The sequence below is a fragment of the Armatimonadota bacterium genome, from assembly GCA_017993055.1.
GTDB lineage: Bacteria > Armatimonadota > UBA5829 > DTJY01 > DTJY01 > JAGONM01.
This window is the reverse complement of sequence record JAGONM010000027.1, coordinates 25,738-52,437: the sequence shown is the minus strand read 5'-3', so window position 1 is coordinate 52,437 and position 26,700 is coordinate 25,738. Positions and strand designations below refer to the sequence as shown.

Annotated in this window: 20 protein-coding genes; 13 read left to right on the top strand and 7 right to left on the bottom strand. The window is 61.5% G+C overall.

Going from position 1 to position 26,700, the window contains the following annotated elements; all coding sequences use genetic code 11:
* Positions 1–267: 267 nt before the first annotated feature.
* From KBC96_11005 to KBC96_10975, 7 genes are all read left to right on the top strand, one after another.
* On the top strand, positions 268–504 hold the full coding sequence (locus KBC96_11005; GenBank protein MBP6964922.1) for an AbrB/MazE/SpoVT family DNA-binding domain-containing protein: 237 nt from the start codon (positions 268–270) through the stop codon (positions 502–504).
* Positions 505–515: 11 nt separating this feature from the next.
* Positions 516–1,853, top strand: a complete 1,338-nt coding sequence (locus KBC96_11000) for a TolC family protein (GenBank protein ID MBP6964921.1) — start codon at positions 516–518, stop codon at positions 1,851–1,853.
* A gap of 80 nt (positions 1,854–1,933) precedes the next feature.
* On the top strand, positions 1,934–2,872 hold the full coding sequence (locus KBC96_10995) for an ABC transporter ATP-binding protein (GenBank protein MBP6964920.1): 939 nt from the start codon (positions 1,934–1,936) through the stop codon (positions 2,870–2,872).
* Positions 2,847–3,668, top strand: coding sequence for an ABC transporter permease subunit (locus KBC96_10990; GenBank protein ID MBP6964919.1), 822 nt, complete (start codon positions 2,847–2,849; stop codon positions 3,666–3,668). The genes KBC96_10995 and KBC96_10990 overlap by 26 nt, the downstream gene beginning before the upstream one ends.
* Entirely contained in the window at positions 3,665–4,369 is a 705-nt protein-coding gene (locus KBC96_10985; GenBank protein MBP6964918.1) for a hypothetical protein, read from the top strand. The genes KBC96_10990 and KBC96_10985 overlap by 4 nt, the downstream gene beginning before the upstream one ends.
* A 1-nt stretch (position 4,370) precedes the next feature.
* A complete protein-coding gene (locus KBC96_10980; protein MBP6964917.1) occupies positions 4,371–5,801 on the top strand; it encodes an efflux RND transporter periplasmic adaptor subunit in 1,431 nt (476 codons plus the stop codon).
* Positions 5,788–8,943, top strand: a complete 3,156-nt coding sequence (locus tag KBC96_10975; GenBank protein MBP6964916.1) for an efflux RND transporter permease subunit — start codon at positions 5,788–5,790, stop codon at positions 8,941–8,943. Before KBC96_10980 ends, KBC96_10975 begins: the two co-directional genes overlap by 14 nt.
* Position 8,944: 1 nt before the next feature.
* Here KBC96_10975 and KBC96_10970 read toward each other — a convergent pair whose 3' ends face one another.
* From KBC96_10970 to eno, 5 genes are all read right to left on the bottom strand, one after another.
* Entirely contained in the window at positions 8,945–10,210 is a 1,266-nt protein-coding gene (locus KBC96_10970) for an NAD(P)/FAD-dependent oxidoreductase (GenBank protein ID MBP6964915.1), read from the bottom strand.
* A gap of 3 nt (positions 10,211–10,213) precedes the next feature.
* A complete protein-coding gene (gene mfd, locus KBC96_10965; protein MBP6964914.1) occupies positions 10,214–13,762 on the bottom strand; it encodes a transcription-repair coupling factor in 3,549 nt (1,182 codons plus the stop codon).
* A gap of 194 nt (positions 13,763–13,956) precedes the next feature.
* A complete protein-coding gene (locus KBC96_10960) occupies positions 13,957–14,385 on the bottom strand; it encodes a hypothetical protein (protein MBP6964913.1) in 429 nt (142 codons plus the stop codon).
* 84 nt (positions 14,386–14,469) lie between these two features.
* On the bottom strand, positions 14,470–15,897 hold the full coding sequence (gene pyk, locus KBC96_10955) for a pyruvate kinase (GenBank protein ID MBP6964912.1): 1,428 nt from the start codon (positions 15,895–15,897) through the stop codon (positions 14,470–14,472).
* Positions 15,898–15,983: 86 nt separating this feature from the next.
* The gene (gene eno, locus KBC96_10950) at positions 15,984–17,291 is read right to left on the bottom strand and encodes a phosphopyruvate hydratase (GenBank protein MBP6964911.1); all 1,308 of its coding nucleotides are present in this window, start codon (positions 17,289–17,291) and stop codon (positions 15,984–15,986) included.
* Positions 17,292–17,565: 274 nt separating this feature from the next.
* Between eno and KBC96_10945 the strand changes: the two genes are divergently transcribed.
* The 6 genes from KBC96_10945 to KBC96_10920 all read left to right on the top strand — a co-directional run bounded on the left by KBC96_10945 (position 17,566) and on the right by KBC96_10920 (position 24,654).
* Positions 17,566–18,237 carry a hypothetical protein gene (locus KBC96_10945; GenBank protein MBP6964910.1) on the top strand — a complete coding sequence of 224 codons (672 nt, stop codon included), beginning with the start codon at positions 17,566–17,568 and terminating at the stop codon, positions 18,235–18,237.
* A 168-nt stretch (positions 18,238–18,405) separates the two neighbouring features.
* Positions 18,406–19,698 carry a sugar ABC transporter substrate-binding protein gene (locus KBC96_10940; GenBank protein ID MBP6964909.1) on the top strand — a complete coding sequence of 431 codons (1,293 nt, stop codon included), beginning with the start codon at positions 18,406–18,408 and terminating at the stop codon, positions 19,696–19,698.
* Positions 19,674–21,035: a sugar ABC transporter substrate-binding protein gene (locus KBC96_10935; GenBank protein ID MBP6964908.1), complete on the top strand. Its 1,362-nt coding sequence runs from the start codon at positions 19,674–19,676 to the stop codon at positions 21,033–21,035. The genes KBC96_10940 and KBC96_10935 overlap by 25 nt, the downstream gene beginning before the upstream one ends.
* A 22-nt stretch (positions 21,036–21,057) precedes the next feature.
* Positions 21,058–22,341 (top strand): sugar ABC transporter substrate-binding protein, encoded by a 1,284-nt coding sequence (locus KBC96_10930; protein MBP6964907.1) that lies wholly within the window; start codon positions 21,058–21,060, stop codon positions 22,339–22,341.
* A 477-nt stretch (positions 22,342–22,818) separates the two neighbouring features.
* Complete coding sequence (locus KBC96_10925; GenBank protein MBP6964906.1) at positions 22,819–23,712, top strand: sugar ABC transporter permease; 894 nt, start codon at positions 22,819–22,821, stop codon at positions 23,710–23,712.
* A 63-nt stretch (positions 23,713–23,775) separates the two neighbouring features.
* Positions 23,776–24,654, top strand: a complete 879-nt coding sequence (locus KBC96_10920) for a carbohydrate ABC transporter permease (protein MBP6964905.1) — start codon at positions 23,776–23,778, stop codon at positions 24,652–24,654.
* Between the two features lie 117 nt (positions 24,655–24,771).
* On the opposite strand, the gene KBC96_10915 is transcribed toward KBC96_10920, so the two are convergent.
* Both KBC96_10915 and KBC96_10910 read right to left on the bottom strand, forming a co-directional pair.
* Entirely contained in the window at positions 24,772–25,866 is a 1,095-nt protein-coding gene (locus KBC96_10915; protein MBP6964904.1) for an AAA family ATPase, read from the bottom strand.
* A gap of 79 nt (positions 25,867–25,945) precedes the next feature.
* Complete coding sequence (locus tag KBC96_10910) at positions 25,946–26,650, bottom strand: PIG-L family deacetylase (GenBank protein ID MBP6964903.1); 705 nt, start codon at positions 26,648–26,650, stop codon at positions 25,946–25,948.
* Between the last annotated feature and the right edge of the window lie 50 nt (positions 26,651–26,700).

Below are 26,700 nucleotides of genomic sequence, written 5' to 3'. Positions count from 1 at the left end.
TACTTCTCTTAGGGTTATACTGCTCATCGATGCTCCTCCGTTTCGCTCGCTTGATTCGTGACCAAATCAAGTCTACGAAACGGGGAGCATCTTCGCAAATCTACACACTCAAAGCTTACGCCACTGGTCGTCAGCGCGGCCCAGAACGGGTATTGACAGCCGACGGGCGTCCGAGTATAATCTGGTGGGCGTGTGATTTGTATGAACTTTCATACGTTTCCGAAAGAGGTGAAAGTTTTGACAGAACCAAGTGCAGGCCATCCGAGGATGGAGGACTGCTTCTTCGGGACGGTCAACGTGGGCGAACGCGGACAGGTCGTGATTCCCGCCGAGGCGAGGAAGAAGCTCGACATTCAGACCGGGGACAAGCTCGTCGTCATGGGCCATCCTGCGAAACAGGGGCTCATGATGGTCAAGATCGGTGCCATGCGCGAGTTTCTCGACGACCTGGCGACAAAGCTCAATCTCGCCGATGCCGATCATACCGGCGAAGATTCGGAGTGAAGGATGTGGACATGAAGAAGACACGGTTTTTCGCAAGGCTCGTGATCTGCGCGGCTGTCGGCGGACTTGTGATCGCATCTGACCCGATCGCCTCGGCCGAGCCGATGACGCTGGAACAGAGCGTGCAGTACGCTATGGAACACAACCCGGCCGTCGGCAGGGCAAAGGAGAGCATCCGCAAGGCCGACGCGATGGTCAATGAAGCTTTCTCGGCGGGAATGCCCAAGCTGAACGTCACCGGGACATATACAAGGCTCGACCAGGTGTCCACAGTGGAGTTCGGGCCTGAGTCCGTGGCGCTGAACTCGCTCGACAGCAAGTCCGCAGAGCTGACGCTGTCCCAGCCGATTGACTTTTTCGGGGTCATCAGGACCGGCCGGGCCGCCGCGAAGAAGGGAAAGCTCGGTTACGCATACGATTACGATCGGGTCGTAAACGACACTACCCTTGCCGTCGCGGGATCGTATTACTCGGTACTGAGGGCACAGCGGTTTACCGAAGTGCAGGAGGCCCAGGTCAGGCAGTTGGAGGCGCACCTCGAACAGACGAAGTCGCATCTCCAAGCAGGGACGGCCGCGCCGTTCGACGTGCTCAGAGCCGAGACGGAGGTAGCGAACGCGAAACACGGGCTGATATCGGCCCGCAACGGGGTCGAACTGGCGAAGGCCGCTTTCAACAACACGATCGGCCGCGACCCTGCGGAATCCGTCGAGCTTGCGGAGCCGAAACAACCCCTCCATGCCACTTTCTCCCTGGAACAATGCCTCGAGCTGGCGGCCGCCGCGCGCCCCGAACTCCTGATGATGCAGGCTCAGCAGGGCCTCGCGAAGGACATGCTGTACATCGCCAGGCAGGGCAGCAAGCCTCAGGTGAACGTCACCTGGTTGATGACGCAGAACTTCACGACCACCGTGTTCAACCCTCGAGACAACAGTTGGCGGGCGCTGGCCACGATATCAATGCCTCTCTACGACGGCGGCAAGGCGAAGTCGGAGGTGGATCAGGCCAGGAGCGATACCGTCACAGCGGGCCTCGCCCGGGAGCAGGCGCTCCAGGGCGTCAGGCTGGACGTTCGGCAGGCGTATCTACAGGCAGACGAGAGCCGCGAGAAGATCGCAGTCGCGGAGAAGGCACTCGAACAGGCGCGCGAGGCCATGCGGCTTGCCGACGTACGTTACAAGGCGGGTGTATCCACCCAGCTTGAGATATTCGATGCGCGTGCCGCGCTCACGGCCGCCGAGACGAACCACGTGAGTTCAGTCTACGACTACCATATCGCTCTGGCACAACTGGAGAAGGCGGTCGGCGGCCGGACTCAGATGGCGAAGCTGGTCGGCGGCGGACAATGATCGAGCTGCAACCGGTCTGAAGCGACGGACCGGTCGGATGTGATCGGAGGCTCCTGAGCACTCCGGCACCGTGAGGCGATATGCCCGATGTCATTCTGGAAACGGAAGGCCTGATCAAGAACTTCGGCAGCCGTCGGGCGGTTGACGACTTGAGCTTGCGGGTACATACCGGGGACATCTACGGGTTCCTCGGGCCTAACGGCGCGGGAAAGAGCACGACCATCAGGATGCTCGTCGGGCTGGTAAGGCCGAATGCCGGTGCGGCGCGGCTCTTCGGCGTGGATGTGCAGGCCGCGCACGAGACCGCTCTGAGGAGAGTAGGCGCGCTCGTGGAGTCGCCGAGCTTCTACAGATACATGTCGGCGAGGGACAACCTGCGCCTCTTCTCGAGGCTCTCCGGAGGATGCTCGGACAAGCGGATTGACGAGGCACTGGACATGGTCGGGCTGCTGGACCGGGCGAGGGACAAGGTAAAGACCTATTCCCACGGCATGCGACAGAGGCTCGGCATCGCGCAGGCTCTTCTGCCGGACCCTGAACTGATCATCCTGGATGAGCCTACGACCGGGCTCGACCCGGAGGGCATGAAGGATGTGCGGGAACTGATACTCGGCCTTGCGAAGGACCGCGGCAAGACGGTGTTTCTATCGAGCCACCTGCTCCACGAGGTGGAACAGATATGCTCGCGCGTCGGCGTCATCAACCGCGGGAAGTTGCTGTCGGAGGACAGCGTGCGAGACCTGCTGGGACGCGAATCCGGACTGGTCGAGGTTCGCGTGGGCGACGGAGAGCACGCCGAGAGGATACTCGAGTCGGTGCCCGACGCCCAGGTCGTCAGCCGGGACCGCGACGTTCTGTCCGTGCGCATCTCTCCGAGCCTGGCGCCGGAGATGAACAGGGCGCTGGTAGAGGCAGGCGTTGACCTGTTCTCGGTGTCGGTCAGGGCGGCGAGCCTCGAGGATTTGTACCTGAACTTGCTGCGGGAGGGTGAGGGTGCTGTTCAGGATCGAGTTAACTAAGCTATGGCGGAAGCCGAGGACGTATATCGGATTCGCGGGCATGGCGGCGATAGTCGGCCTGATGTTCGTCGGCATGAAGTTCGGGCACCCGTTCCGGCACGTCGAGCAGACGCTCGAGCGGAACTTCATCGTGGCGGGCTCTTTTCTGAACGCGGAGTTCATAGCCCTGCACCTGATGGCGGGCGTGGTCTTCACGTTCCTGCCGCTGTTCACGGCTATGGTCTTCGGCGACCTGATCGCCTCTGAGGCGGCGGACGGCACCATGCGCTCGATGCTCTGCCGGCCGGTTAGCAGGATCGGCGTCGGGCTGGCGAAGTATGTCACCGGAGCCGGGTATGTAATCGCCCTGGCATTCGGAACCGGGCTGGGAGCGTTCCTCGCGGGATGGCTCTTCTTCGGCAAAGGCAGCCTGGTGACGTTGAACAGCGGGATATGGGTATTCAGGGAGGCGGATGCGATACCGAGGCTGATCGCCGCCTACGGGCTGGCGGCCGTCGCGATGCTCGCGGTAGGAAGCATCGCTTTCGCGCTCTCGAGCTTCCTGAGCAACGCGAACGGCGCGATCATCGGAGCGATGGTGGTGATGTACGGGCTGGCGGTTGTAGGCGAGATAGATTACTTCGACCCGATCAAGCCGTTTCTGTTCACAAGCTACATGGACTCCTGGAGAGAGTTGTTCGTGAACCCTGTTGACATGGCCGAGGTGCGGCACGCCGTTGGGATCATGCTCGCCTACGCGGCTGCGTTCTGCACGATCGGATTGTTCATATTCCGCCGCAAGGACGTATTGTCATGAGGCGATCTCTGATCTCACGTCTCGTACTTCGCATCTGCCTGGTGACGGCGTGCTGCATTCTCGCAACGAGCGGCTTGTCGGCCAGGCCGCTCACGGCGCAGGAAGTACTCAGGCGGGCGGCGGACGAGTATGACCGAGTGCAGGATTACACGACTGACTTGAAGGTCTCCGTCAGCTCGCCGAACGTGAACGTGCCGGAGATGAACATCAGGGTGTATTACAGGAAGCCGGATAAGCTGCACGTGGACAGCAGGGAGGGGTTCGCCGTGCTGCCGAAAGAGGGAGTGGCGATCGGCAATCCCCTGCGCGAGATGCTGAAGAACTCCGAGGTCAGCCTCGCGGGTTCTGAGAGGGCTCTTCAGCGGGATTGCCACGTGATCAGGCTGACCGCGAAGAAGGACGGGGTCACAACCCGGTCGCGCGTCTGGATAGACAAGGAGCGTTGGGTGGTGGTGCAGATGTACACGGATCCGGACAGCGGGCCTTCGCTGAGGCTCAGCGTATGGTACTCGCGGGTTGTAGGGAAGTACTGGCTACCGTCGAAGTCACTGGCGGTGGTGGAGTTCCCGACGACCGCCGCGGGGCGCGGAAGAGACAAGAGCGAGCCGTCGAAACCCACCAGGATCACGGCGGAGTTCACAAACTACAGAGTCAACACGGGACTGAGCGACAGCCTGTTCCGTAAGAAGAGGAGCAGTTAGCGTGAAAAAGGCATTATTGTTGGCCATCGTGATCGTTGCCGCGCTCGGGTTGGCGCTCGGGCCGAAGATGATGAAGAGGAGCAAGCTTCAGCAGAAGCCCGAAGAAACGGGAATCTCCGTGAGAGTCGGCCAGGTACGGCGCGGCGACATGGCGTCCACGATCGAGGTTTCGGGCAGCGTCAAAGCACTCAAGTCGGTTCAGGTATCGGCGAAAGCGAGCGGGCGAATCGTCTCAGTGCCGTTCCGTGAGGGAGACGCGGTCGGCGCGGGACGCATCGTCGTCCAGCAGGATACCGCCGATCTGAAGAGCCAGGTGCAGGTAGCTGAGGCGAACCTACAGTCAGCACAGGCACGCCTGTCGCAGGCCAGGACCTCGCGGGGTGTCTCCGACACGACGACAGAGGCGCAGATAGCTTCGGCGAGGGCCGGCGTGGCGAGCGCCAAGGCCCGGCTGGCCGCGATAAAGAGCGGCGCCCGTGCCCAGGAACGCGCTCAGGCTGAGAACGCCGTCGCTATGGCAAAATCCAGCTTCGAGAACGCGCAGTCGAACCGCGACCGCATGAGATCGCTGTTCCTGGAAGGCGCTCTCAGCCCTCAGCAGATGGACCAGGCGCAGACGCAGTACGAAGTCGCATCGGCACAGTATGAGAGCGCAAAACAGCAGCTCAGCCTGGTGCAGGAGGGCGCACGCTCCGAAGACATAGAGGCCGCCGAGAGGCAGGTAGAGCAGGCGGAGGAAGCCCTCCGAATAGCCCAGACCGGCAGGGAGTCACAGAAGCTGCGCGAGGAGGACATAAAGGCCGCTAGAGCCGGCGTCGCCCAGGCGAGAGCCGCGCTCGCCTATGCGTGGCAGCAGTTGGAGAACACGTCCATAACTACTCCGATCTCGGGAACGGTCTCCAAGCGGATGACCGAGCCGGGCCAGATGGCGAGTCCCGGCACGCCGCTGCTGGAGCTTGTGGCGTTGAACACCGTCTACTTCGACGCGACGGTCTCGGAGATGGATATGCACAAGCTGAAGGTCGGCCAGCCGGTCAAGGTCACCGTTGACGCGCTCCCGGGCAGAACCTTTGCCGCCAGTGTGCTGAAGATCCTGCCGACCGCCGATCAGTCGAGCCGGCAGTTCCATGTGTGGATCGCCGTTCCGAACGAAAAGGGCGAAATGAAGCCGGGGATGTTCGCCCGGGGAGTCATCAAGATTGCAGAGCACAGGAGCACGATCGTCGCGCCGAAGGATTCCATCATCATCAACGGGGAGAGTTTCTCCGCGTACGTAGTCACCGGATCCAAGGCGCGACTCAGACCGGTCACCCTGGGGTTCACTACCAGAGAGGAAGTTGAGATACTGTCCGGCCTATCGGTCGGTGACGAAGTAGTCGTCGTCGGCCAGGACAGACTATCCGATGGAGTTAAGGTAAATGTGGCTGACTAACCTAGCAATCAAGAGGCCGGTCGTCATCCTGATGCTCTTCATGGCCCTCGCGGTGCTCGGCATCAAGTCGAGATCCGAGATGCCGCTCGACCTGAACCCGAAGGTTGACATACCGTATGTCGTCATCTCGACCGTCTATCCCGGCGCCGGGCCGGAGGAGATCGAGACGCTGGTCTCCAAGCCGCTCGAGGATGCCATAGGATCGGTTAACGGGCTGAAGAACATCTCATCCACCTCTCAGGAGGGAGTTTCGATCGTAACCATGGAGTTCGAACTCGGCACGAACCTCGATGTGGCCGTGTCGGACGTACGCGGCAAGGTGGATGCCGCTCGCAGGACTCTCCCCGACGACTCGGACAGCCCCGTCATACAGAAGATAGACATAGGCGCACAGCCGATACTCTACATGGGCATCTCCAGCAAGCGGCCGCCGCGCGAACTGCGCCAACTGGTAGACGACGTCATCAAGGACCGATTGGGCAAACTGAAGGGCGTCGCGTCAGTCAACGTAACCGGAGGTGAGCTCCGCGAGATCCAGATCAATGTTGACAAGAACCGCCTGGAAGCCTACGGGCTCTCGATCAGCCAGGTATCGCAGGCGTTAGCCGCCGGCAATCTGAACCTCCCAAGCGGGCGCATCAAGGAAGGAGGGCGCGAGTACGCGGTCCGAGCGGTCGGTGAGTTCTCGAGCGTAGATGAGATACGCGGCCTGAAGATCAGCATCTCAGGCGGATCAAGCGGCAGCCGGGTTCTCACGATCGGCGACATCGCCGAGGTCAGGGACAGCATCGCCGAGCGCGAGGAGAACACCCGGCTCGAGCGACAGGACAGCGTCGGCATCACCGTCCAGAAGCAGTCTGACGCAAACACCGTCGAGGTCGCCGACGCGGTCAAGAAGGAACTCGACAGCATGAAGGTAATCCTTCCGGCCGACGTCAAGATCGCAATATCCATGGACCAGTCGAGCCATGTTCGCGAGGCGATCGCGGACGTGAACACAAGCCTCTGGCTGGGTGCGATTCTGGCAGTGCTAATCGTCTTCCTGTTCCTGCACAACATCAGGGGCACCTTCATCGTCGCAATAGCCATCCCAACGTCCATCGTCGCCACGTTCATCCCAATCCGCTTCGCGGGATTCACGATGAACAGCATGGTAATGCTCGCGCTGTCGCTGGCGGTCGGAATCCTGGTTGATGACTCCATCGTCGTGCTCGAGAACATCTACCGGCACTTACGCAAGGGGGAGGAACCTGCGGAGGCGGCGCTCAACGGCCGGTCGGAGATCGGCCTGGCGGCGATCACCATCACCGCGGTGGACATGGTCGTATTCCTTCCGATCGCGTTCATGGGCGGAATCGTCGGAATGTTCTTCAAGCAGTTCGGCATCACGGTGGCCACGGCGACGGCATTCTCGCTGCTGGTGTCGTTTACACTGACGCCGATGCTTGCGTCGAGATGGTACCGCAAGGCCGAGGACGTGGAAGCTTCCACCGGCTTCTTTGCCAAGTTCGACGAGTTCTACCACATGCTCGACAGGAAATATAGCGGAGCGCTCTCATGGGCGCTCGGACACCGCTGGCAGGTCCTGACGATCGGCATCGTCGTGTTCTTCGCGGTAATGCTCACCGCCGGACCGAAGCTCGGGTTCGAGTTCTTCCCGCAGAGCGACCAGGGGCAGGTCGGCGTCACGGTAGAAATGCCCACCGGCACATCTCTGATTGCGACGGATGCGGTGGTCAGCCAGATCGAGGACATGGTTTCGGAGATTCCCGAGGCCGAGCATGTCTTCACGAACGTCGGGTCTACCCACGGCGGAGTGATGTCCACAGGTGGGTCAGGAGCAAACTACGGCCAGATCACCATCACGCTTCGCGAGAAGGAGAGCGTGATGGACCGCTTGTTGCGCCCTCTCATGAGGGGCGAGCGGAAGCGGATCCGGCGCGACACCGACATCGCTGCGCTGATACGCGAGCAGGTGAAGGGGATTGCCGGAGGACGGGTGACCGTGAGCGCCGTGAGCGGCATGGGCGGCGGATGGTCGCCGATCGATATCGAGCTTACCGGCGACAACATGGACGAACTGAACGCCGTATCGCAGAAGATCAGGGCGGTCGTAGCATCCACCGAGGGCACGGTGAACCCCGACGTATCATGGAAGGTCGGAAAGCCGGAGATCACTGCGACCATTGACCGGATCCGCGCCGCCGAGATGGGCTTCAGCGTGGGTCAGATCGCTTCAGCCCTGCGCACATCCATCGAGGGAAGCACGGACACGAAGTACCGCGAGAACGGCAAGGAGTATGATATCCGCGTGCGCCTGAGCGAGTTCGACCGCTACAACGTGTCTGACGTGGGCCGCGTGGTGATCGGGGCCGTGAACGGAATGCCCGTCTTCCTGCAGGATGTCGCGAAAATCGCGCCGGACACGGGCCCGACGAAGATCGAGCGCAAGAACAGGCAGAGGAAGGTGTCTGTGACCGCATCGCTCCTGCCCGGATATCCGCTGGGGAACGTGCAGAATGCGCTGAAGAAGGGCCTGGAGGGTGTGCCTCTCGGCAACACGCAGCTGTTCTACGGCGGCCAGTCCGAGATGATGGCGGAGAGCTTCGGCTACATGTTCGGCGCGCTGATCCTCGCGATACTGCTCGTCTATATGCTGATGGCGGCGCTCTTCGAGTCGCTCTTCAACCCGTTCATCATCATGTTCAGCCTGCCAATGGCGCTGATAGGCGCGATCCTGGCGTTAGTAATGACCGGTGAAACCCTTAGCATCGTCTCGATGATCGGCTTCATCATGCTGATGGGCCTGGTCACCAAGAACGCGATCCTGCTCGTGGACTATACGAACACACTCCGCGCACGGGGCCTTGATCGCACCGAAGCGGTACTACAGGCAGGGCCGACGAGGTTGCGGCCGATTCTGATGACCACCCTGGCGATGATCGGCGGGATGCTGCCGACTGCGCTGAAGCTCGGCCGCGGCTCGGAGACACGCGCCCCCATGGCGATCGCGGTAATAGGCGGGCTGATTGTGTCCACTCTGCTGACACTCATCATCATCCCGACGCTGTACACCGTGTTCGACGACATGGTGGGGAGGTTACAGGCGCGCAAGGACCGGCTGCTGGGACGACGCGGATAGCTCAGCGAACAGCCTGCCCTTCCGGAGCATTGCGGTCACGGGCGGCGTTTTCGCCGGCAACCCAGCCGGTAGAGAACGCCGCCTGGAGGTTGTATCCACCGGTCGTGCCGTCAATGTCAATGACCTCTCCGCACAGGTACAGCCCCTGGACGATCTTGGACTCCATCGTGCGCGAGTCGATCTCGCCGATGGCGACTCCTCCGGCTGTCACGATTGCTTCCTCAGCCGGACGCGCGCCCGTGATCGTGAAACGGTAGCCGAGGAGCATATCAATGATACGTCTGCGCTGGACCGACGTGATCTTGTTGAGCGTGGTGTCGCCGGAGATGCGGCTGACCTCGGCGAACACAGGCACCATCTTGCGCGGGAGCAGTTCGCCGAGGTAGTTCATGTATTGCGTCGTGCGAGTGAAATCGGCCAGCAGGCGTGCCTCCAGCTTCTCACGGTCGAGCCCGGGCTTGAGGTTGATGCGCAATTCGACGTCGGACTTGTCCTCCAGCCGGGCATAGACCTTGCTGAGCGTCAGAATGATCGGCCCGGAAACGCCGGCGCCGGTGAAGAGCATCTCGCCCGGTTCGCGGCCGAGTCGCTTCCCGTTGGCATGGAGTGAGGCCTCCACATTGCGGAGGCTCAGCCCTTCGAGACTGGAGACGTAACCCTCCGCGACGTCGAGCGCGGCGAGCGACGGCACGGGCGGGACGATGGTGTGGCCTACCTCCGCCGCCATTCGATATCCATCGCCGGTCGAGCCGGTTGCGGGGTATGTGATGCCGCCGGTCGCGATGATCACCGCATCGGCGGACATCGTCCCGCCGAAGACGTTCACTCCAGCGATACTGCTTACCGGATCACCCGATACTGAGAGCCCTTTGGCCCTCGTCCCAGGTCGGATGTCCACTCTCAACTCACGGAGCCGGCGGTCGAGAGCATCGGCCACGTCGGACGCGCGGCCGGACTGCGGGAAGACGCGCCCTCCCCGCTCGACCTTCGTCGGGACGCCGAGCCTGTCGAGCAGCTCGATCAAATCGTTGTTCGAGAACCGGGAGAACGCGCCGTAGAGGAACTTGCCGGTCGGGCCGAACGCGGCGACGAACTCCTCGATACCGGCGGTGTTGGTGACGTTTCCCCTGCCCTTGCCGGTGATCCGAAGCTTCTTGCCGAGGACGCTGTTGCGCTCGAGGAGCACGACCTTCGCGCCGCTCTCCGCCGCACGTCCCGCCGCGAGCATCCCGCCCGCCCCGCCGCCGACGACGACTACTCTTGCCATGACCTACCCCTTGATGACCTCGCCTGCCCGCGCCTTCTTGAGGTAGCGACGAAGGTCGCGCGACTCCTTGACCGCCTCGGGGAGCGCGTCCATGACCTTGTGCAGAAGGCCGAAGAGGTCGCGGCTGGCGCCGTCAACGATCACCCTGTCCTGCGCGAAGACGGTGCCGGGTATCTTGCGCCTCATCAACACGCAGACATCCGAGTCCAGCCGGATGCCGGCTGCGAGCTTGACGATCACCTGGCGCCGCTCGGTGACGATCGAGCCGACGCCGACCTCCGCCATGCGCAGGCGCAGCCGGAGCAGATCGAGCGAGTTGCTGACCGGCTTCGGCAGGTCGCCGAACCGATCGCGGAGTTCCTCTTCGATCTGTTTGATGTCCTTCAGTTCGCGAACCGCCGTCATCTTCTTGTAGAACGACAGCCGCTGGCTCTCCGAAGTGATGTACTTCGACGGGATGTGCGCGTCCATCGAGAGGTCGGCGGGCGGAAGCTCGAAGGTATCCGGCTCCTCGCCCTTCAGTTCGGATACGGCCTCGCTCAGGAGCCGGCAGTACATGTCGAACCCGACCGACGCCATCTGCCCGTGTTGCTCAGCCCCGAGCAGGTTGCCCGCGCCCCTGATCTCGAGGTCGCGGATGGCGATCTTGAAGCCGGAGCCCAGTTCCGAGAACTCCTTGATCGCCTGGAGCCGCTTCTCGGCAACGTCGGTCATCAGCCGGTTGGCCTTGTAGAGCAGGTATGCATAGGCCTGGCGGTCCGACCGCCCGACCCGTCCCCTGAGCTGATAGAGCTGCGCGAGGCCCATCCGCTCGGAGTCGTTGACGATGATCGTGTTCACGTTCGGCACGTCGAGCCCGCTCTCGATGATGGTCGTGCAGAGCAAGACGTCGAACTTGTGCTCGTAGAAGTCGAGCATCACCATCTCCAGCTCGTCCTCGGACATCTGCCCGTGGCCGACCCGAATCCGCGCATACGGCACGAGGTTTCTAAGGTGATCGGCGATATTCTCTATGTTCTCGACCCGGTTGTGCACGAAGTACACCTGCCCGTCGCGGTCGAGCTCCCGCAGGATCGCGTCCCTGACCAGTTCGTCGTCGTATTCGCGGCAGTAGGTCTTGATCGCCATACGGCCGAGCGGCGCGCTGTCTATCACGCTCATGTCCCGGATGCCCGAGAGCGACATGTGGAGCGTGCGCGGGATCGGAGTGGCGGTCAACGTGAGCACGTCCACCGTCTTCTTCATCTGCTTCAGGCGCTCCTTGTGCGCTACGCCGAATCGCTGCTCCTCATCAACCACCAGCAGGCCGAGGTCGCGGAACTCTATGTCCTTCGACAGCAGCCTGTGCGTCCCGATCACGATGTCCACGTCGCCGATCTTCAGGCCCTCGACGATCTTCTTCTGCTCAGCGCGGCTGCGGAACCTGCTGAGCATGGCGATCTTGACCGGATACGCGGCGAGCCGCTCGGTGAAGGTGTTGTAGTGCTGCTGGGCTAGGACGGTCGTAGGGGCAAGGATGGCGGCCTGCTTGCCGTCGTTCACGACCTTGAATACCGCGCGGATCGCGACCTCGGTCTTCCCGTAGCCGACGTCGCCGCAGATCAAGCGGTCCATCGGGCGCGGGGCCTCGAGGTCCGACTTGACCTCCTCTATTGCGGTGAGTTGGTCGGGCGTTTCGTCGTATTCGAAGGCCGATTCGAGTTCCTGCTGCCAGGGAGTATCCGGACTGAAGCCGTACCCGTCGAGCGACTGGCGAGCGGCGTAGAGCTGGATCAGTTCCCTGGCCATCTCCCGGACCGACTGCTTCACCCGCTTCGTCGCGCGCGCCCACTCACTCCCTCCGAGCTTGTGTACCGACGGCGGCGCGGCGTCCGATCCGATGTACTTCTGGATGCGGTCAATCTGATCCGACGGCACATAGAGCCTGTCCGCGCCCGCGTATTCGATCAGCAGGTAGTCCCTCTCGCCGCCCGGACCTGAGAGCTTCGTCATGCCCCGATACCTGCCGATGCCGTGGCTGACGTGGACGACGTAGTCACCCTCGCTGAGCTCCAGCAGTGACGAGATCCCAAGTCCCTTACGGAAGGCCTTTCGCGGGCGGTGCATCCTGCCCTGGCCGAACATCTCGCCGTCGCCGGCGACCATGAGGTTCGCTTCCGGGAGCTTGAAACCGGAGCGGATGGAGCCTTCGATGACGTAGATGCCCGAGCCGTCGCCCAGGCTCTCGATCGGCGAGGTGCTCAGCCCGCGCTCGGTCAGCAGTTCCACCACCCGATGCGGCTGGCCGGACACCAGCACCACCCGGCAGCGGTTCGCGAGCCAGGTCCGTATCTGCTCGATCAGAGTCTCGATCTGCCCGGCGAAGGAGTCCATCGGCGCGGACGGCATGGGGACATGAGCGGCGATGTCAACCCACTCGACCGATCGGTCGAGCAGCGACAGAAGCACTGTCCTCTGCCTGCGCCTCAGCCGATCCACGAATCGCCCGAAATCCACAGAGAGCGCAACCGGCAGCGAGATCACGTCGCCGCGTGAGATGCGCGAGTGCAGGGCCTCGAGAAGCTCCTCGTGAAGCTGCTTCCAGTGCGACTCGATCTGATGCGGCTCGTCGAGGATCACAACCGCATCGGTCGGCAGATAGTCGAGCAGACAGTGCTCCTGCGCATGGAACAGCGGGAGGTAGTACTCGATGCCGTCGAAGTAGGCTTCGTTGTCCAGCCGAGCGATGTCGTCCTCTATGCGAGTCCGCAGGCGAGTCGAGGCATCAGTGTCGTCCTCCTGCTCGAATCGCCCGCACTCCAGATCGAGATGCTGCCGAAGAACACGCGCTCCCGACTCCGCGAGTTCCGGGTTGAGAACGATCTCGCGCGCTGGTCCGATGTCTACGGACTCAACGTGTCCGCTCGAACGCTGGGACTCCGGGTCGAACCATCGGATGCTCTCGACCTCGTCGCCGAAGAACTCCATTCGAACGGGGGTCTCCTCGGTCGAGGGAAAGACGTCGAGAATCCCTCCCCGGATGCTGAACTCTCCCTGCCGCTCGACCATCTGCGCGCGCTCGTATCCGAGTTCGACGAGCCGACGGCCGGTGTCGTCGAGGTCGAGTTCGGCGCTCTTCTCGACGCGGATCCGGTAAGCCGCGAGTAGGTCCGGCGGGATGGTGCGCTGGAGGACGGCGCCGATCGGGGCGACCACGACTACCGGACTGCCGTCCTTGAGGCGTGAGAGAGCAGTGATCCTGCGGCCGATGACATCGTAGTCCGTATCGCCGTCCTGATAGACCATTCCGTCCGACGGAGGCACGAGGAGCGCCTCTCCCGCCATCCCGAGGCTCACGAGGTCGTCATGGAGATGCTCCGCCTGTTCGTAGTTGTAGGTGACGACGAGGGTCGGGCGCTTCATGGTCCGCTGGAGGGCCGCTGTGAACGCGCTCTTGGTCGCGGCGGCCAGGCCTTCGACCTGGATCGCTCCACCGCCGTCGCGGAGGGCATCGCCGATCTCCCGGAACTTCGGGAGGTCCTGTATCAGTTGCAGGATAGGCTCAGATTTCATGTCTGCATTCAGTCCGCATGGCCAGATTCTTCGCCTCGCTCAGAATGACATTGCCCCGTCTAACGCCGACAAGGGCTTTGGCCCGACACCCCGGTGGTGTCCACCAAAACCCTGCACGAAACCCTCGCCTCCGGACGCCGCCGAAGGCCCCTAAGCTCTACTACACGACGGAAGACGGGACATGCCGCTCGGGGCTAGTCCTTCTTCCCAGCTCCGAAGAGGCCTACGACCCCGTCGGAGAAGCGCTGGAGAAACGGCTTCTTCGACGATTCTTCCACGGTCGGCTCGGGCTTCGGCTCCTCGACCACGACGGACACCTCGCCTTCCTTGACCCAACCTAGCCTGCGGGCCTCGACCTCCATCCCGGCGGGCGTCCGGAGGTAGCGCATGTCGTCCATCAATTCGCCGCGCCGCCTCTCCTGCTGCGCGATTTCCTGCTTGATCTGCGCGATCTCGGCGCCTTCGGTGCGACCGATAAGATACGGCTTGGCGACCTTGCCGAGCGCCGCCCCGACGCCTGCAGCCAGACCTATCAGGGACAGCGCGACCACCGCAATCCGAAGGGCGCGCGACTTCAGCAGCCTTCCCTTGCTCGTAACGGCTTTTCTTCGCGGCCTGCTCAATGCGATCACCTTCGATCCGCCTGTGGAATGGATGAGTATAGTGTATCGCTTCCGCCGGAAAGTTTCAAGCCTCTGTTTCGGCGGCTATACGTCTTGCCCGATGACGTGCACCTTGATCAGGTTCGTGCGGCCGGGCTCACCGGCGGGAACGCCCGCCGTCAGCACGACCGTATCACCCTGCCTGACGATCCCCAGCCTGGAGGCCCCGTGCACCGCTCCCTCGATCATTGCATCGGTCGTCTTGACTCCCGGCGCGACCAACATCGGATAGACACCCCACGAGAGAGCGAGCTGCCTGTACGTGCTGAGGCGCGTCGGAGCGGCGATGATCGGTACGGACGGCCGATATTGAGACACTGCCCGCGCAGTCGCCCCAGACGAGGTAGGCGTGATGATCGCGGCGGCCGACAGGTCCCACGCGAGGGAGCAGGTGGCCTGCGCGATAGCGTTCGTCACCGTATTCGCCGGACGGCTCAGGCTCTCCTGCATGAAACGGCAGTAGTCGAGCGAGCATTCCGTCTCCAGCAGAATTGCCCGCATCATGAGGACCGCTTCGACCGGGTACTTCCCGATGGCGGTTTCTCCCGAGAGCATCGTCGCGTCCGTGCCGTCGAGCACGGCATTTGCCGTGTCGGTGACTTCGGCACGGGTCGGCCGGCGGTTACGGATCATCGAGTCGAGCATCTGGGTAGCCGTTATGACGGGTTTCCCGGCCTCGTTGCACTTCGAGATGATCATCTTCTGCGCGCCGGCGACCTTCTCCAGCGGGAGTTCGACGCCAAGATCGCCGCGGGCGACCATGATGCCGTCGGCGGCCTCGATGATCGAGTCTATGTTCTCCACAGCCTCCGACTTTTCGATCTTGGCGATGAGGCGAACCGGCTTCCCGGACGCGGCGATGACCGACCGGATCGGATCGAGGTCGCAGGCCCGCCGGACAAACGACGCGGCGACCCAGTCCACATCCTGGGAGAGGCCGAAACGCAGGTCCTCGATATCGGCATCGGTTACCGACGGGAGGTCTACCTCGGCGTCCGGCATGTTGATGCCCTTGTGGCCGCCCAGTTCCCCGCCGACGACCACATGAGTGATGATGTCGGTATCGGTAACCTCTTCGACCTGGAACTCGAAGTCGCCATCGGCGACGAAGACCTGCTGGCCGGGCCTCGCCTTGCGGACGAGTTCGGGGTGAGGGAGGTTCACTTCGTCCGCGCTGCCGGGAACATCGCGGGTCGTAAAGATGAAGCGCTTTCCGGGGGAAAGGTCAACGGTGACGGGGGTCATTGGGCCGGTGCGAAGCTTGGGGCCGGGGAGGTCCTGGAGGATGGCGATCGGCTTCCAGAGCTTCTCTTCGATGCGGCGGATGGCGGCGATCTTCCGGCCGTGTTCCTCGTGCGTACCGTGGGAGAAGTTGAGGCGCGCGACGTTCATACCGGCTTCCGCGAGCGCGAGAAGCATATCGTCCGACTCGGTCACCGGGCCGATTGTGCAGATGATCTTTGTGCGTCGCATGGTCCGTGCTGCCGCAGGGGTCGTCCCATATGTCTCATGGGTCTCATCCGTCCCATGGGACATATGGGACGGATGAGACGGATGAGTTACTTCCTGACGTTGTAGAAGGCATCCATGCCGCGGAAGAGGGCTGTATCGCCGAGTTCCTCCTCGATGCGGATGAGCTGGTTGTACTTCGCCACGCGGTCGGTTCTCGACGGGGCGCCGGTCTTGATCTGGCCGGCGTTCGTCGCGACGGCGACATCGGCGATCGTGGTATCCTCGGTCTCGCCGGACCGATGGGAGACGACGGCGGTGTATCCGGCGCGCATCGCCATCTGCATGGTGTCGAGGGTCTCCGTCAGGGTCCCGATCTGGTTCAGTTTGATCAGGATCGAGTTCGCGACTCCCATCTCGATGCCTTTCCTGAGCCGCTCGGTGTTGGTAACGAAGATGTCGTCGCCGACGATCTGAATCTTCTTGCCAAGTCGGTCGTTGATGAGTTTCCACCCATCCCAGTCGTCCTCGGCCATTCCGTCCTCGATTGAGATGATGCTTGGATACTTCTCGACCAGCGCGGCGTAGAAGTCCACCATTTCCTCAGGTGTCTTCAGCATGTCGGACTTCCAGAAGTAGTACTTGCCCTCCTGGCCCTTCTTCTTCGCCTCATCCCAGAGTTCGGTGGCGGCGGGATCGAGCGCAATCTTGACCTTGCCGTTGTAGCCGGCCTTGTCGATCGCCTCAACCAGGACTTCGATGGCCTCCTCGTTGGTCTTGAGATTGGGGGCGAATCCGCCCTCGTCGCCGACGGAGGTATTCAGGCCCTTGCCCTTCAGGACGCTCTTCAGCGCGTGGAAGGTCTCGGCGGCCATGCGGACCGCCTCCGCGAACGAGGTCGCGCCGACCGGCATGGCCATGAACTCCTGCAGGTCCACGTTGTTGTCGGCATGCTTGCCGCCGTTCAGGATGTTCATCATCGGCACGGGAAGCTCGCGAGCGTTCACGCCGCCGATGTAGTTATACAGGGGAAGCCCGAGCGACTCGGCCGACGCCTTAGCGATCGCCAGAGAGACACCGAGGATCGCATTCGCACCGAGCCTGGACTTGGTGGGACTTCCGTCCAGCTCGATCATGAGTTGGTCAATACCGACCTGATCGAGCGCGTCGAGATCAATGATCTCACCGGCAATCTCCTCGTTCACATGGTCAACGGCCTTCAGGACACCCTTGCCGAGGTATCGGCTCTTATCCTCGTCGCGCAGTTCGCAGGCCTCGTAGGCGCCGGTGGACGCACCGGACGGGACCGCCGCGCGGCCCATGCTGCCGTCGGCGAGATAGACCTCGACCTCGACGGTCGGGTTGCCGCGGGAATCGAGTATCTCGCGGGCTTGAACATGCTCTATCGTTGTGGGCATAGTATTACCTCCATTGCCTTGTCCGATGTGGTCGGCCGCATGATGGGCCGGACGCACCGTAGGATTATAGCATCAGGGTCGCTTGAATGCAAACGGACGGAACAAACGGGAGCCGTGCGAGGAAAGCTCTTGCGTTTTGCCTCAGCCGCTGATACAATCCATGCAGACTCGCGCGGGGATTCTGCTGAGCGCGCGGGCCAAGAGCCCATAAGGGCTGCCGGATGCAGGAAACACTGGACACTGTGTCCGTCGAGATGCAAGGAGGAAGAGAGAAATGAAATCAGCAGTGAAGATCGCGCTGGCGGTGGCATTGTTGCTCATCGCCGCGCAGATGGTGCTCGGAAGCAGCATCATCACGATGCCGACCGCCGACGTCGCGCCGGTGGGACTGATAAACCTCGCGGCCTACTCCGTCAACTTCGATGGGATGGTGGGGCCAAGCACGGGTATGGGCGTGTATATCGCCTATGCCGGCATCGCAAAGAACCTGGAACTCGAGGCAAACGTCTACGATCTGAACAAGGGCGGCGACACCTGGGACTTCTATGTGCTTACCTACCAGGTAGTGCAGGAGACCGACAAGATGCCCAAGATCTCGGTAGGCGCCAAGAACTTCCTGGGCGAGACGATTGCGAACGGCTCCACCATGAACGACGATCCGACGTTCTTCGTCGCGGCGGTCAAGACGGTCATGGCGCCGGCGCCGGGAGAACCGTTCTCCCCGGTGATCCGCCTGCACGCGGGATACGGCGACAACCTGCACAACGGCCTCTTCGGCGGGGTGCAGGCGATGCTGACGCCGCAGATAGGTGTGGCCGCCCTGAACGATGCGAAGCAGTCACTCTACGCGGTGACCTACAAGCCGTACCCCGAGTGGCCGACGTTCAAGGCCGGCACCCTGGGCAAGCACACCTGGGTCGGGGTTGACTATGACCTGAAGTTCTAGCAGTCGTCGATCTTAGGTTCTCGCGTATCCATATGAGAAGAGGGGTCGGGCGATTCGCCCGGCCCTTTTTCAGTCTCGATGAGCAAGTGCGCGCAGAAGCACGAGGATTGGCGGGGGTTGTCAGCGAATATGCTACCAGTGATCGCACGATAGGAAGCTTTGCCGAACATGACCAAGTCGAGACTCGCGCTCTGTCTGATACTCCCGATACTGCTCTCCATGCTGTGCGGCTGCGTGCAAAAGAAGGAAGAGAGCGAGGTCGTTCACCTGCGCATGGTCGTCTGGGGCTCGGCAGCCGACGAGCAGAAATGGAACGACAAGCTCAAGAGATTCTACGAAGCCCACCCGGACGTCAAGGTGCGCCTCGAATACATCGTCAACGAACGGACTCTGCAGAAACTGCTCATCGCCACCGCGGGCAACAAGGCGCCGGATGCCAGCGTGATCAGCTCGATGTGGTTCGTTCCCGCAGCATCGAAGGGACTCCTGGAGGACCTGGGACCGTACGTTGCGAAGGATAGGGATTTCGATCTCAGCGACTTCTACCCTCAAGTCGTCGAGGGCTGGGGCAAGTACCGGGGAAAACTCTACGCCATCCCGGCCGGCGTAGACGTTACCGCGATGTACTACAACAAGACGATGTTCGACCGATACAACGTCCCCTACCCCGATGAGACGTGGGGCTGGGACGACTATCTGGCAGCGGCGAGGAAGCTCACTCTGGACACAAACGGCGACGGCAAGTTGGACCAGTGGGGCACCAGCCAGAACTGGTGGCAGTCCTACGTTTGGGCGAACGGGGGCGAAATCATCAGTGAGGACAAGACAAGGTGTCTGCTCGATCAGCCCGAAGCCATCGAGGGCCTGCAGTGGATGGCCGACCTGCGCAACAAGTATCACGTCGCGCCGACCGCCAAAGACATGGCCGACATCAGCTCCGTGAAGATGTTCACGAACGGCCAGACCGGAATGTACTTCAGCGGGAGCTGGGCCGTGCCGCTGTATTTCGACAAGGACATCAAGGGCGCTTTCGAGTACGATGTCGCGCCGGTCCCGAAGGGTCCGGTGTGCAGGGCCACCTTCTACGGAGGCGCATCGTATGCGGTGCTGAGGGGCTCGAAGCACAAGCAGTTGGCCTGGGAACTGGTCAAGTTCATGGTCAGCAAGGAGGCGCTGAGGGAGCGCGCGATCAAAGAACAGGTAATCCCCAGCCGCATGTCCGTCGCCAAGTCAAACGCGTTCCTGGACCTCCCAGGCCCACCGAGGCACCGAAAGGTGTTCCTCGACGCCATCGAATACGGGCGCACTTTGCCGAGGGTCCCGTGCAGCGAGGAGATGAACAGTATAATCGGTAACGAGTTGAACAACCTGCAGATCGGCACAGAAACGGCGGAGTCGGCCTGCAAGAGGACGGCCAAGAGAGTGAACGGCCTCTTATGGCCCAGGAAGAACCGGGAATAGTGCAGGTCAGGCGCATGCACCCGTCATCCGTCCACCCGCGAGCCATATCAGCGATCATCGTTCTCGTCGCAGCCGCAATCGTTCTGTCCGGCTGTAAGAGATCACAGACGCCTGAGGTCGTGCACCTGCGGCTCATCATGTGGGGCAAGCAGGAAGAACTCGGCTTCTACAACGAGTCGCTCAAGGTCTTCTACAAGGATCATCCGAACATCCGGGTAAGCATCGAATTGGTCCCCTGGAGCCGGATGTTCGACAAGCTGCTCATCTCCACAGCAGGCGGGCGGACCTCGGACGTGAGCCGGGTGGACTCCACCTACTTCACCCCGTGCGCGGCGAAGGGTCTGCTGGAATGCCTCGACCCGTACATCGAGAACGACCCGACTTTCGACATCAACGACTTCTACAACGAAGCAGTCGAAGGCTGGGGCATGTACGATGGAAGGATATACGGCCTTCCAAGCGACGTAGACATCTACGCGATGTACTACAACAAGACTATGTTCGACAAGTACGGTGTTCCGTACCCGGATGAGACGTGGGACTGGAACAAGTTGCTGTGGGCCGCCAAGAAGCTCACGCTGGACACGAACGGCGACGGCAAGCTCGATCAGTGGGGCTGCGTTCCCGACACCTGGTGGCAGGCCTATATCTGGCAGAACGGAGGCGATATCGTCTCCGCAGACAACAAGCGGTGTCTGCTCGATCAGCCCGCGGCGTACGAGGCTCTGCAGTGGATGGCGGACCTCAGAAGCAAGCACCGTGTCGCCCCGTCTCCCGCCGACGCCGCAGACATCGGCCCTCAAAAGATGTTCACGAACGGTCAGATCGGGATGCTCGTCAGCGGAAGCTGGGCCACGCCGCTGATCTTCGAGAAGGAGGTCACGACCTTCGACTACGATGCCGCTCCCATCCCCATGGGCAAACAGCGCGCGGCCTTCATGGGAGGCGCGGCGTTCGGCATACTGAGCAAATCAAAGCACAAGCAGGAAGCATGGGAGTTGGTGAAGTTCATGACGTCGCAGACCTTCCAGGGCTACTATGCGAGGACGCAGCATATCATCCCGAGTCGGAGATCGGTCGCCGAATCCGGTGCATATCTGCTCTTGAAGGGAAGGCCCCGGAACAAGGAGGTGTTCATAGACGCGATCAAGTACGGCCGCGTGATCCCGAACATCGAATGCTCTCGAGAGATGAATGATATCATCAACAACGAGATCACCATGGCGATCCTTGGGAAGGAGTCGGCGAAGGAGACCTGCCTTCGGGTCACGCCGATCGTGGACGATCTGCTGATGTACAACCGTCCGCGCAGGAGGATGGACGGGCCTGCGCAGTGAATAATACGTCGTGATGAGCAACATGAGAAGAACACTGACGGCTCTGTCTCTGATTCTGCTGGCAGCAACTGCGCTGGGCGGATGCAGCAAGCCTAAGGGCGAAGAAGGGATTGTCGTCCTGCGAATGACCGTCTGGGACAAGCAGGAAGACCTCGACTTCTACAAGCAGGCGTTCGAGACGGAGTTCTACAAGACCCATCCGAATATCCGAGTCGAGGTGGAATCGGTCCCCTGGATACGGATGTTCGACAAACTCCTGATCTCCACAGCCGGCGGGCGGGCGCCGGACGTGAGCCATGTCAGTTCCAACTACTTCACGCCCAGCGCCGCCAAGAACCTGCTCGAGGACCTGGGACCGTACATCGAGAGCGATCCCGATTTCGACATCAGCGACTTCTACGGGCCGGCGGTCGAGGGCTGGGGCAAGTACAAGGGCAAGATCTACGCCATCCCGGGCGATGTGGACATCTCCGCCATGTACTACAACAAGACCATGTTCGACAAGCACCGCATCCCGTACCCCGACGAGTCATGGGACTGGAAGAAGTTCCTGGAGGTCGCACGGAAGCTCACGAAGGATTTCAACGGCGACGGCAAGCTCGACCAATGGGGCTGCGTGCCGGACTCGACCTGGCATACATATGTCTGGCAGAACGGCGGCGACGTGCTAAACACGGACAACACCAGGTGCATCCTCGATCAGCCGGCGGCGTATGAAGGTCTCCAGTGGATGTGCGACCTGAGGAACAAGCACCACGTCGCTCCGACCGCCGCCGACGCCGCCGACATCGGTTCTCAGAAGATGTTCACCAACGGCCAGATCGGCATGTATGTCAGCGGGAGTTGGGCGGCAGGAATCGTGTTCCCGAAGGAGATAACCACGTTTGAGTACGACTGCGCCCCGCTTCCCAGAGGCAAGCAGAGAGCATCATTTGTCGGAGGGGCGTGCTGGGGGATACTGCGAGGCAGCAGGCACAAGAAGGAAGCCTGGGAACTGGTCAAGTTCATGAGTTCGCCGAGCATGCAGAAGCACTTTGCGGAGAAGAAACAGGTCATCCCGAGCCGCCGGTCGGTGGCCGAATCGGGCGCGTATCTGTACCTGGACGCGCCGCCGAAGAACAAGCAGGCTTTCATTGACGCCATCGAGTATGGGCGTCCGCTTCCAAAAGTGGAGTGCTCGCCGGAGATGAACTTCATCATCTACAGCGAGATTGCGCCGGCGCTGCTCGGCAAGGCTACCGCCGAGGAAGTGTGCAGGATAGCAGCGAAGCGGGCCAACGATCTGCTGCTATATGAAGCGCGATAGGCGGCGGGCCAGTAGCGCGTTCGTCACGAGAGGCAACTTATGAGTGAAAGAATCGAAAAGGGCGGCGCATATCGGGTTTTCTGGTGGGTGGTCTACCTGCTCGCCTTCATCGCTGCGCCGCTGACAGTCGCAAAGATCTACCAGCAGACCGGAGACAGCTCGGCACTGCTCAAGATGGCTCTCCCGCTGGGCGTATTCTGCGTGTTTCTGATCGCGCGGTTGATCTTCCTGCACTTGACCAGGGACATGTCGCGGATAGCAAGAAAGGAAGCCACCGAAGGGTACCTGTGCATTCTGCCGTGGCTCGTCGGCTTCTTCTCATTCACACTCGGCCCGATGCTGTTTTCGATCTACATCGCCATGTGCGACTGGGATATCATCAACCCTCCGCAGTTCGTCGGCCTCGCGAACTTCCAGCAGGCGCTGTTCCATGACTTCCGGTTCATCCAGGCGCTGAAGGTGACTCTCACCTATGCGATGTTCGCGCTTCCGCTCGGCCTGGTCGGATCGCTGATGGTTGCCTTGCTGCTCAATCAGAACGTCAAGGGGATGAGCTGGTTCAGGACCATCTTCTATATTCCAGCCATTCTGCCTGGAATCGCCACTGCGATGCTCTGGCGATGGATTTTCAATCCGGAGAACGGTATTCTGAACCTGATCCTCGGCGTGATCAACCCGCGATTGGCTCCCGTTGCCCAATGGCTGAGTCCGTGGCCCGTAGCGATTGCTGTGGGGCTGATCGTGGCAGCCGTGATGGCGGTGAAGGGCGTTCAAATGCTCATCAGACGCACGGCCTCGACTTGGGTCGCCGTGCTCTGGCTGGTGGTGGCGCTCCCATTCGGCGGCCTCATAGCGGTTGCGTGGAGCACGCTCTTCGGCCTGCTTACGCGATCTCTCAGCGGACCCTTGCCGCTGTGGCTGGCAGATCCGAGCTGGGCGCTGCCGGCGTTCATCCTGATGAGCCTGTGGGGAGTCGGAGGGGGAATGATCATCTACCTGGCGGGACTGCAGGGAATCCCGACACAGCTCTACGAAGCCGCCGACATTGACGGCGCGAACCCGGTCCAGAAGTTCCGCAACATAACCTTGCCGATGGTCTCCCCGACCATCTTCTTCAACCTGGTCATGGGAGTGATCGGCAGCTTCCAGGTGTTCACTTCATCGTTCGTCATGACCCAGGGCGGGCCGCATTACGCCACCCTGTTCTACCTGCTCTACCTGTACCAGAAGGCGTTCCAGTACTTCCAGATGGGTTACGCCGCCGCAATGGCCTGGATACTCTTTGTGATCATCCTGATATGCACGCTGCTGGTATTCAAGTCGTCCGCGGGCTGGGTCTACTATGAAGGCGAAGTGAAGGGGAGACGATAGTCCCTGCAGGAACCAGGGGACGCAGTTTGTCCTGGACCCTGAACCGAAACGAGGTTTCAACGCATGGCAACAACATTGACACAGAACAAAGTCCGCAGGCGGAGCACGAGCAGGCTCTTCAGCTACTTTCTGACGTATGCTCTGCTTACCATCGGCTCGATACTCATCCTCATCCCGTTCTGGTGGCTCGTCAGGAGTTCGCTCATGGACCCCGGAGACATCTTCAAGCCGATAAAGAGTCTGGGGGACTTCTTTCGCTGCAGTGGCCTGTGGCAGAACTACCCGGACGCTCTGAAGTTCATGAACTTCCTGGGATGCCTTCGGAACACCATCACGATCACGTTCTTCGCAATGTCCGGGCAGATCATGTCCGCTTCCATAGTAGCATACGGCTTTGCCAGGATGCGCTTTCCCGGGCGGGACGTGCTGTTCATCGTGCTGCTGGCGACCATCATGCTGCCGCCTCAGGTGACGCTGATCCCGATCTTCAAGATCTTCACGACCCTGGGTTGGTATGATACGTTCTACCCGCTCACGGTGCCGGCGTTCTTCGGCGGAGGAGTCTTCGCCATATTCCTCTTGCGCCAGTACTACATGACGATACCGATCGAGATGGACGAGGCGGCGAAGATAGACGGCGCCGGGACCTTCGGCATTTTCACGAAGGTCATCCTCCCGCAGGCCAAGCCGGCGCTGGGCACAGTAGCGATCTTCTCGTTCATGGCGCACTGGAACGACTTCCTCGGCCCCCTGATCTACCTCAGCGACCCCGCGAAGCGGACCCTCGCACTGGCGCTCTGGTCTTTCCAGGGCGAGCACGCGGTGGAGTGGCACCTGCTGATGGCAGCCGCGACGGTGGTCATGCTTCCGCTGCTCGTGATCTTCTTCTGCGCGCAGAAGTACTTCATCCAAGGCGTGGTGATCTCGGGGGTGAAGGGGTAGTCGCCGGTCAGCAGCCACCAGTAACCCGAGAGGGGTCTCCGAGTGCCGGCGACCCCTCTCGTTTTTCGGGCAGGAGCGCAACTGCTGCCCGAACTGCGCACCGCATCAGATGCCGACTCAGCTCTTCCGGAGCAGATCCATCATTCGATCCATGTTGACATGGTCGGTGACTAGACGCTCGGCGGCCGCGATCTTCTCGGTGTCTCCCGGACGAATCTTGACCATGAGGTCGTCTATCATCGTGGCGACGGTAAAGGTGTCTTGCGCTACGCGGATCACCGGAATCTGCGCGCGCTCGATGAGATGCAGTATCCGAGGATGCGGGCTGGCCGTGCCGGTCAGAAGTATCCCCGAAACGCAGGCCTCGTCGTCCTCGCCCAGGAAGCACGAGCCCATCGCCGCCAGGATCAGGTCCTCCCTGGTAGCCGGGGTGATCAACAGGGTGTCCTTGCCGATGTAATCCAGGGCTTCATGGGGAGCCATCGCACCGATCGCGATGCGGCTCACCATGTTCTTGAGGCCGCTCCGACTCGTAATGAGCTCGCCCCTAGTATCCTCGAGAAGCTGCTCCATCGTCGGCCTGGAGAGCACGGGATTATAGGGCATAACACCCAAGACCTCGAGACCCTTGCGCGCTAGCCCCTTGGTGACGAGCGGCGCGATCTTGTCGTACTTGTCCTGCTGGACCTTGTTGACAATGGCGCCGACGACCTCGCAACCCATCTGGTCGAAGAGAGCCTTGTTCAACATGATCTCGTCAATCGGCCTGCCGACGCCACCCGCAGAGACGATCACGACCTTAGCTCCCAGCAGATGCGCCACGTCGGCGTTCGACATGTCGAACACCGAGCCCACTCCGGCATGGCCGGTGCCCTCGATAAGCGTGAACTCCTTGCCGGTCGAGACTCGACCAAATGCCGAGGTGATATCGCGCGCCAGCGACTCCGGATCAGGATCGCTGATGTAGTCCTCGGTGAACCCTCGCGGGATGGCAACAGGGGACATGTCCGGCAGATCGCACTCCACGCCGTACGTCTCCTTGACGAGGATGGCGTCCTCGTCAATCTTGTGGCCGCCGGTCTCGACGTAGTGCTGTCCGACCGGCTTGGTGTAGCCGACCTTCGCGGTGCGCCTCAGAGCGGCCGCGATAAGCCCCAGTGATACGATGGTCTTGCCGTCATTCTGTCTCGTAGCTGCGATGTATACTTTCACGAATGACCCTCCGGCGCACAGTTGGTTTACACCGCCATTGTGCAGGCTCCCATGCGGTGTCAGACCGCCGCACTCCAAGTCAGAAGAATGACTGGACTTTGCGGCGGTGGGCTCCCGGCGGGAGCATGAAGGCGGTCGCGTACTCGGTATACATCTCGCAGCCGCGCGCGCGAGCCAGGGCCTTGTAGTAATCCACGTAACGGAACTTCGCGACCTCGCCCCGGAATAGTGCGTACTTGAGCACCATCTCCTCCCAGAGCTCGATGTCCTCCGCAGTGATCTCGACGTACAACTGGGGCACGAAACCTTCGTAGTCCTCCCAGTTCTCCGCGTGGTAGATCGTCCCGCACCAGTGAGCTGGATTCTTGCGCTCGAACCCTGCGATCCCGGCGTAGAACTGCGCGTCCGGAACATTGAGAGCGGTGTTGATGTGATCCTTGTGGATGCTGTTCACCCAGTGGGTCAGGATCACGCTCGGCCTGCACTCGCGAATGACGTCGGCGACCCGGAACTTGACTTCGTCATTTACAGGCAGTTCGCCGTCGCCGTACGGGAGGAAGTACACCTTAGCGCCGATCGCCTTCGCGGCATACTCGGCCTCGGCGCACTTCAGCTCGGCGTAGCGCTCGGGACTCATCGTGGGATGCCCCTTCTCTCCGGGGGTCATGTGGAGCATCGCCACCTTCCTGCCCTGATTGACGTGGTGGCAAAGAGCCATCCCGCTCGAGATCTCAGCGTCTCCCGCGTGCCCACCTATAGCCAGGATATCAACCTTGTCTGCCATCGCCAACTCCTCTTCAAAATGGAACGCAAACTCACCGCAAACCGCCTCAG

Excerpts from the sequence above, each read along its gene's own strand:
- KBC96_11005 (MBP6964922.1), top strand. The coding sequence starts at position 268 with ATGGAGGACTGCTTCTTCGGGACGGTCAACGTGGGCGAACGCGGACAG.
- KBC96_11000 (MBP6964921.1), top strand. The coding sequence starts at position 516 with ATGAAGAAGACACGGTTTTTCGCAAGGCTCGTGATCTGCGCGGCTGTC.
- KBC96_10995 (MBP6964920.1), top strand. The coding sequence starts at position 1,934 with ATGCCCGATGTCATTCTGGAAACGGAAGGCCTGATCAAGAACTTCGGC.
- KBC96_10985 (MBP6964918.1), top strand. The coding sequence starts at position 3,665 with ATGAGGCGATCTCTGATCTCACGTCTCGTACTTCGCATCTGCCTGGTG.
- KBC96_10975 (MBP6964916.1), top strand. The coding sequence starts at position 5,788 with ATGTGGCTGACTAACCTAGCAATCAAGAGGCCGGTCGTCATCCTGATG.
- KBC96_10970 (MBP6964915.1), bottom strand. The coding sequence starts at position 10,210 with ATGGCAAGAGTAGTCGTCGTCGGCGGCGGGGCGGGCGGGATGCTCGCG.
- mfd (MBP6964914.1), bottom strand. The coding sequence starts at position 13,762 with ATGAAATCTGAGCCTATCCTGCAACTGATACAGGACCTCCCGAAGTTC.
- pyk (MBP6964912.1), bottom strand. The coding sequence starts at position 15,897 with ATGCGACGCACAAAGATCATCTGCACAATCGGCCCGGTGACCGAGTCG.
- eno (MBP6964911.1), bottom strand. The coding sequence starts at position 17,291 with ATGCCCACAACGATAGAGCATGTTCAAGCCCGCGAGATACTCGATTCC.
- KBC96_10945 (MBP6964910.1), top strand. The coding sequence starts at position 17,566 with ATGAAATCAGCAGTGAAGATCGCGCTGGCGGTGGCATTGTTGCTCATC.
- KBC96_10940 (MBP6964909.1), top strand. The coding sequence starts at position 18,406 with ATGACCAAGTCGAGACTCGCGCTCTGTCTGATACTCCCGATACTGCTC.
- KBC96_10935 (MBP6964908.1), top strand. The coding sequence starts at position 19,674 with ATGGCCCAGGAAGAACCGGGAATAGTGCAGGTCAGGCGCATGCACCCG.
- KBC96_10930 (MBP6964907.1), top strand. The coding sequence starts at position 21,058 with ATGAGAAGAACACTGACGGCTCTGTCTCTGATTCTGCTGGCAGCAACT.
- KBC96_10925 (MBP6964906.1), top strand. The coding sequence starts at position 22,819 with ATGTTCGCGCTTCCGCTCGGCCTGGTCGGATCGCTGATGGTTGCCTTG.
- KBC96_10920 (MBP6964905.1), top strand. The coding sequence starts at position 23,776 with ATGGCAACAACATTGACACAGAACAAAGTCCGCAGGCGGAGCACGAGC.
- KBC96_10910 (MBP6964903.1), bottom strand. The coding sequence starts at position 26,650 with ATGGCAGACAAGGTTGATATCCTGGCTATAGGTGGGCACGCGGGAGAC.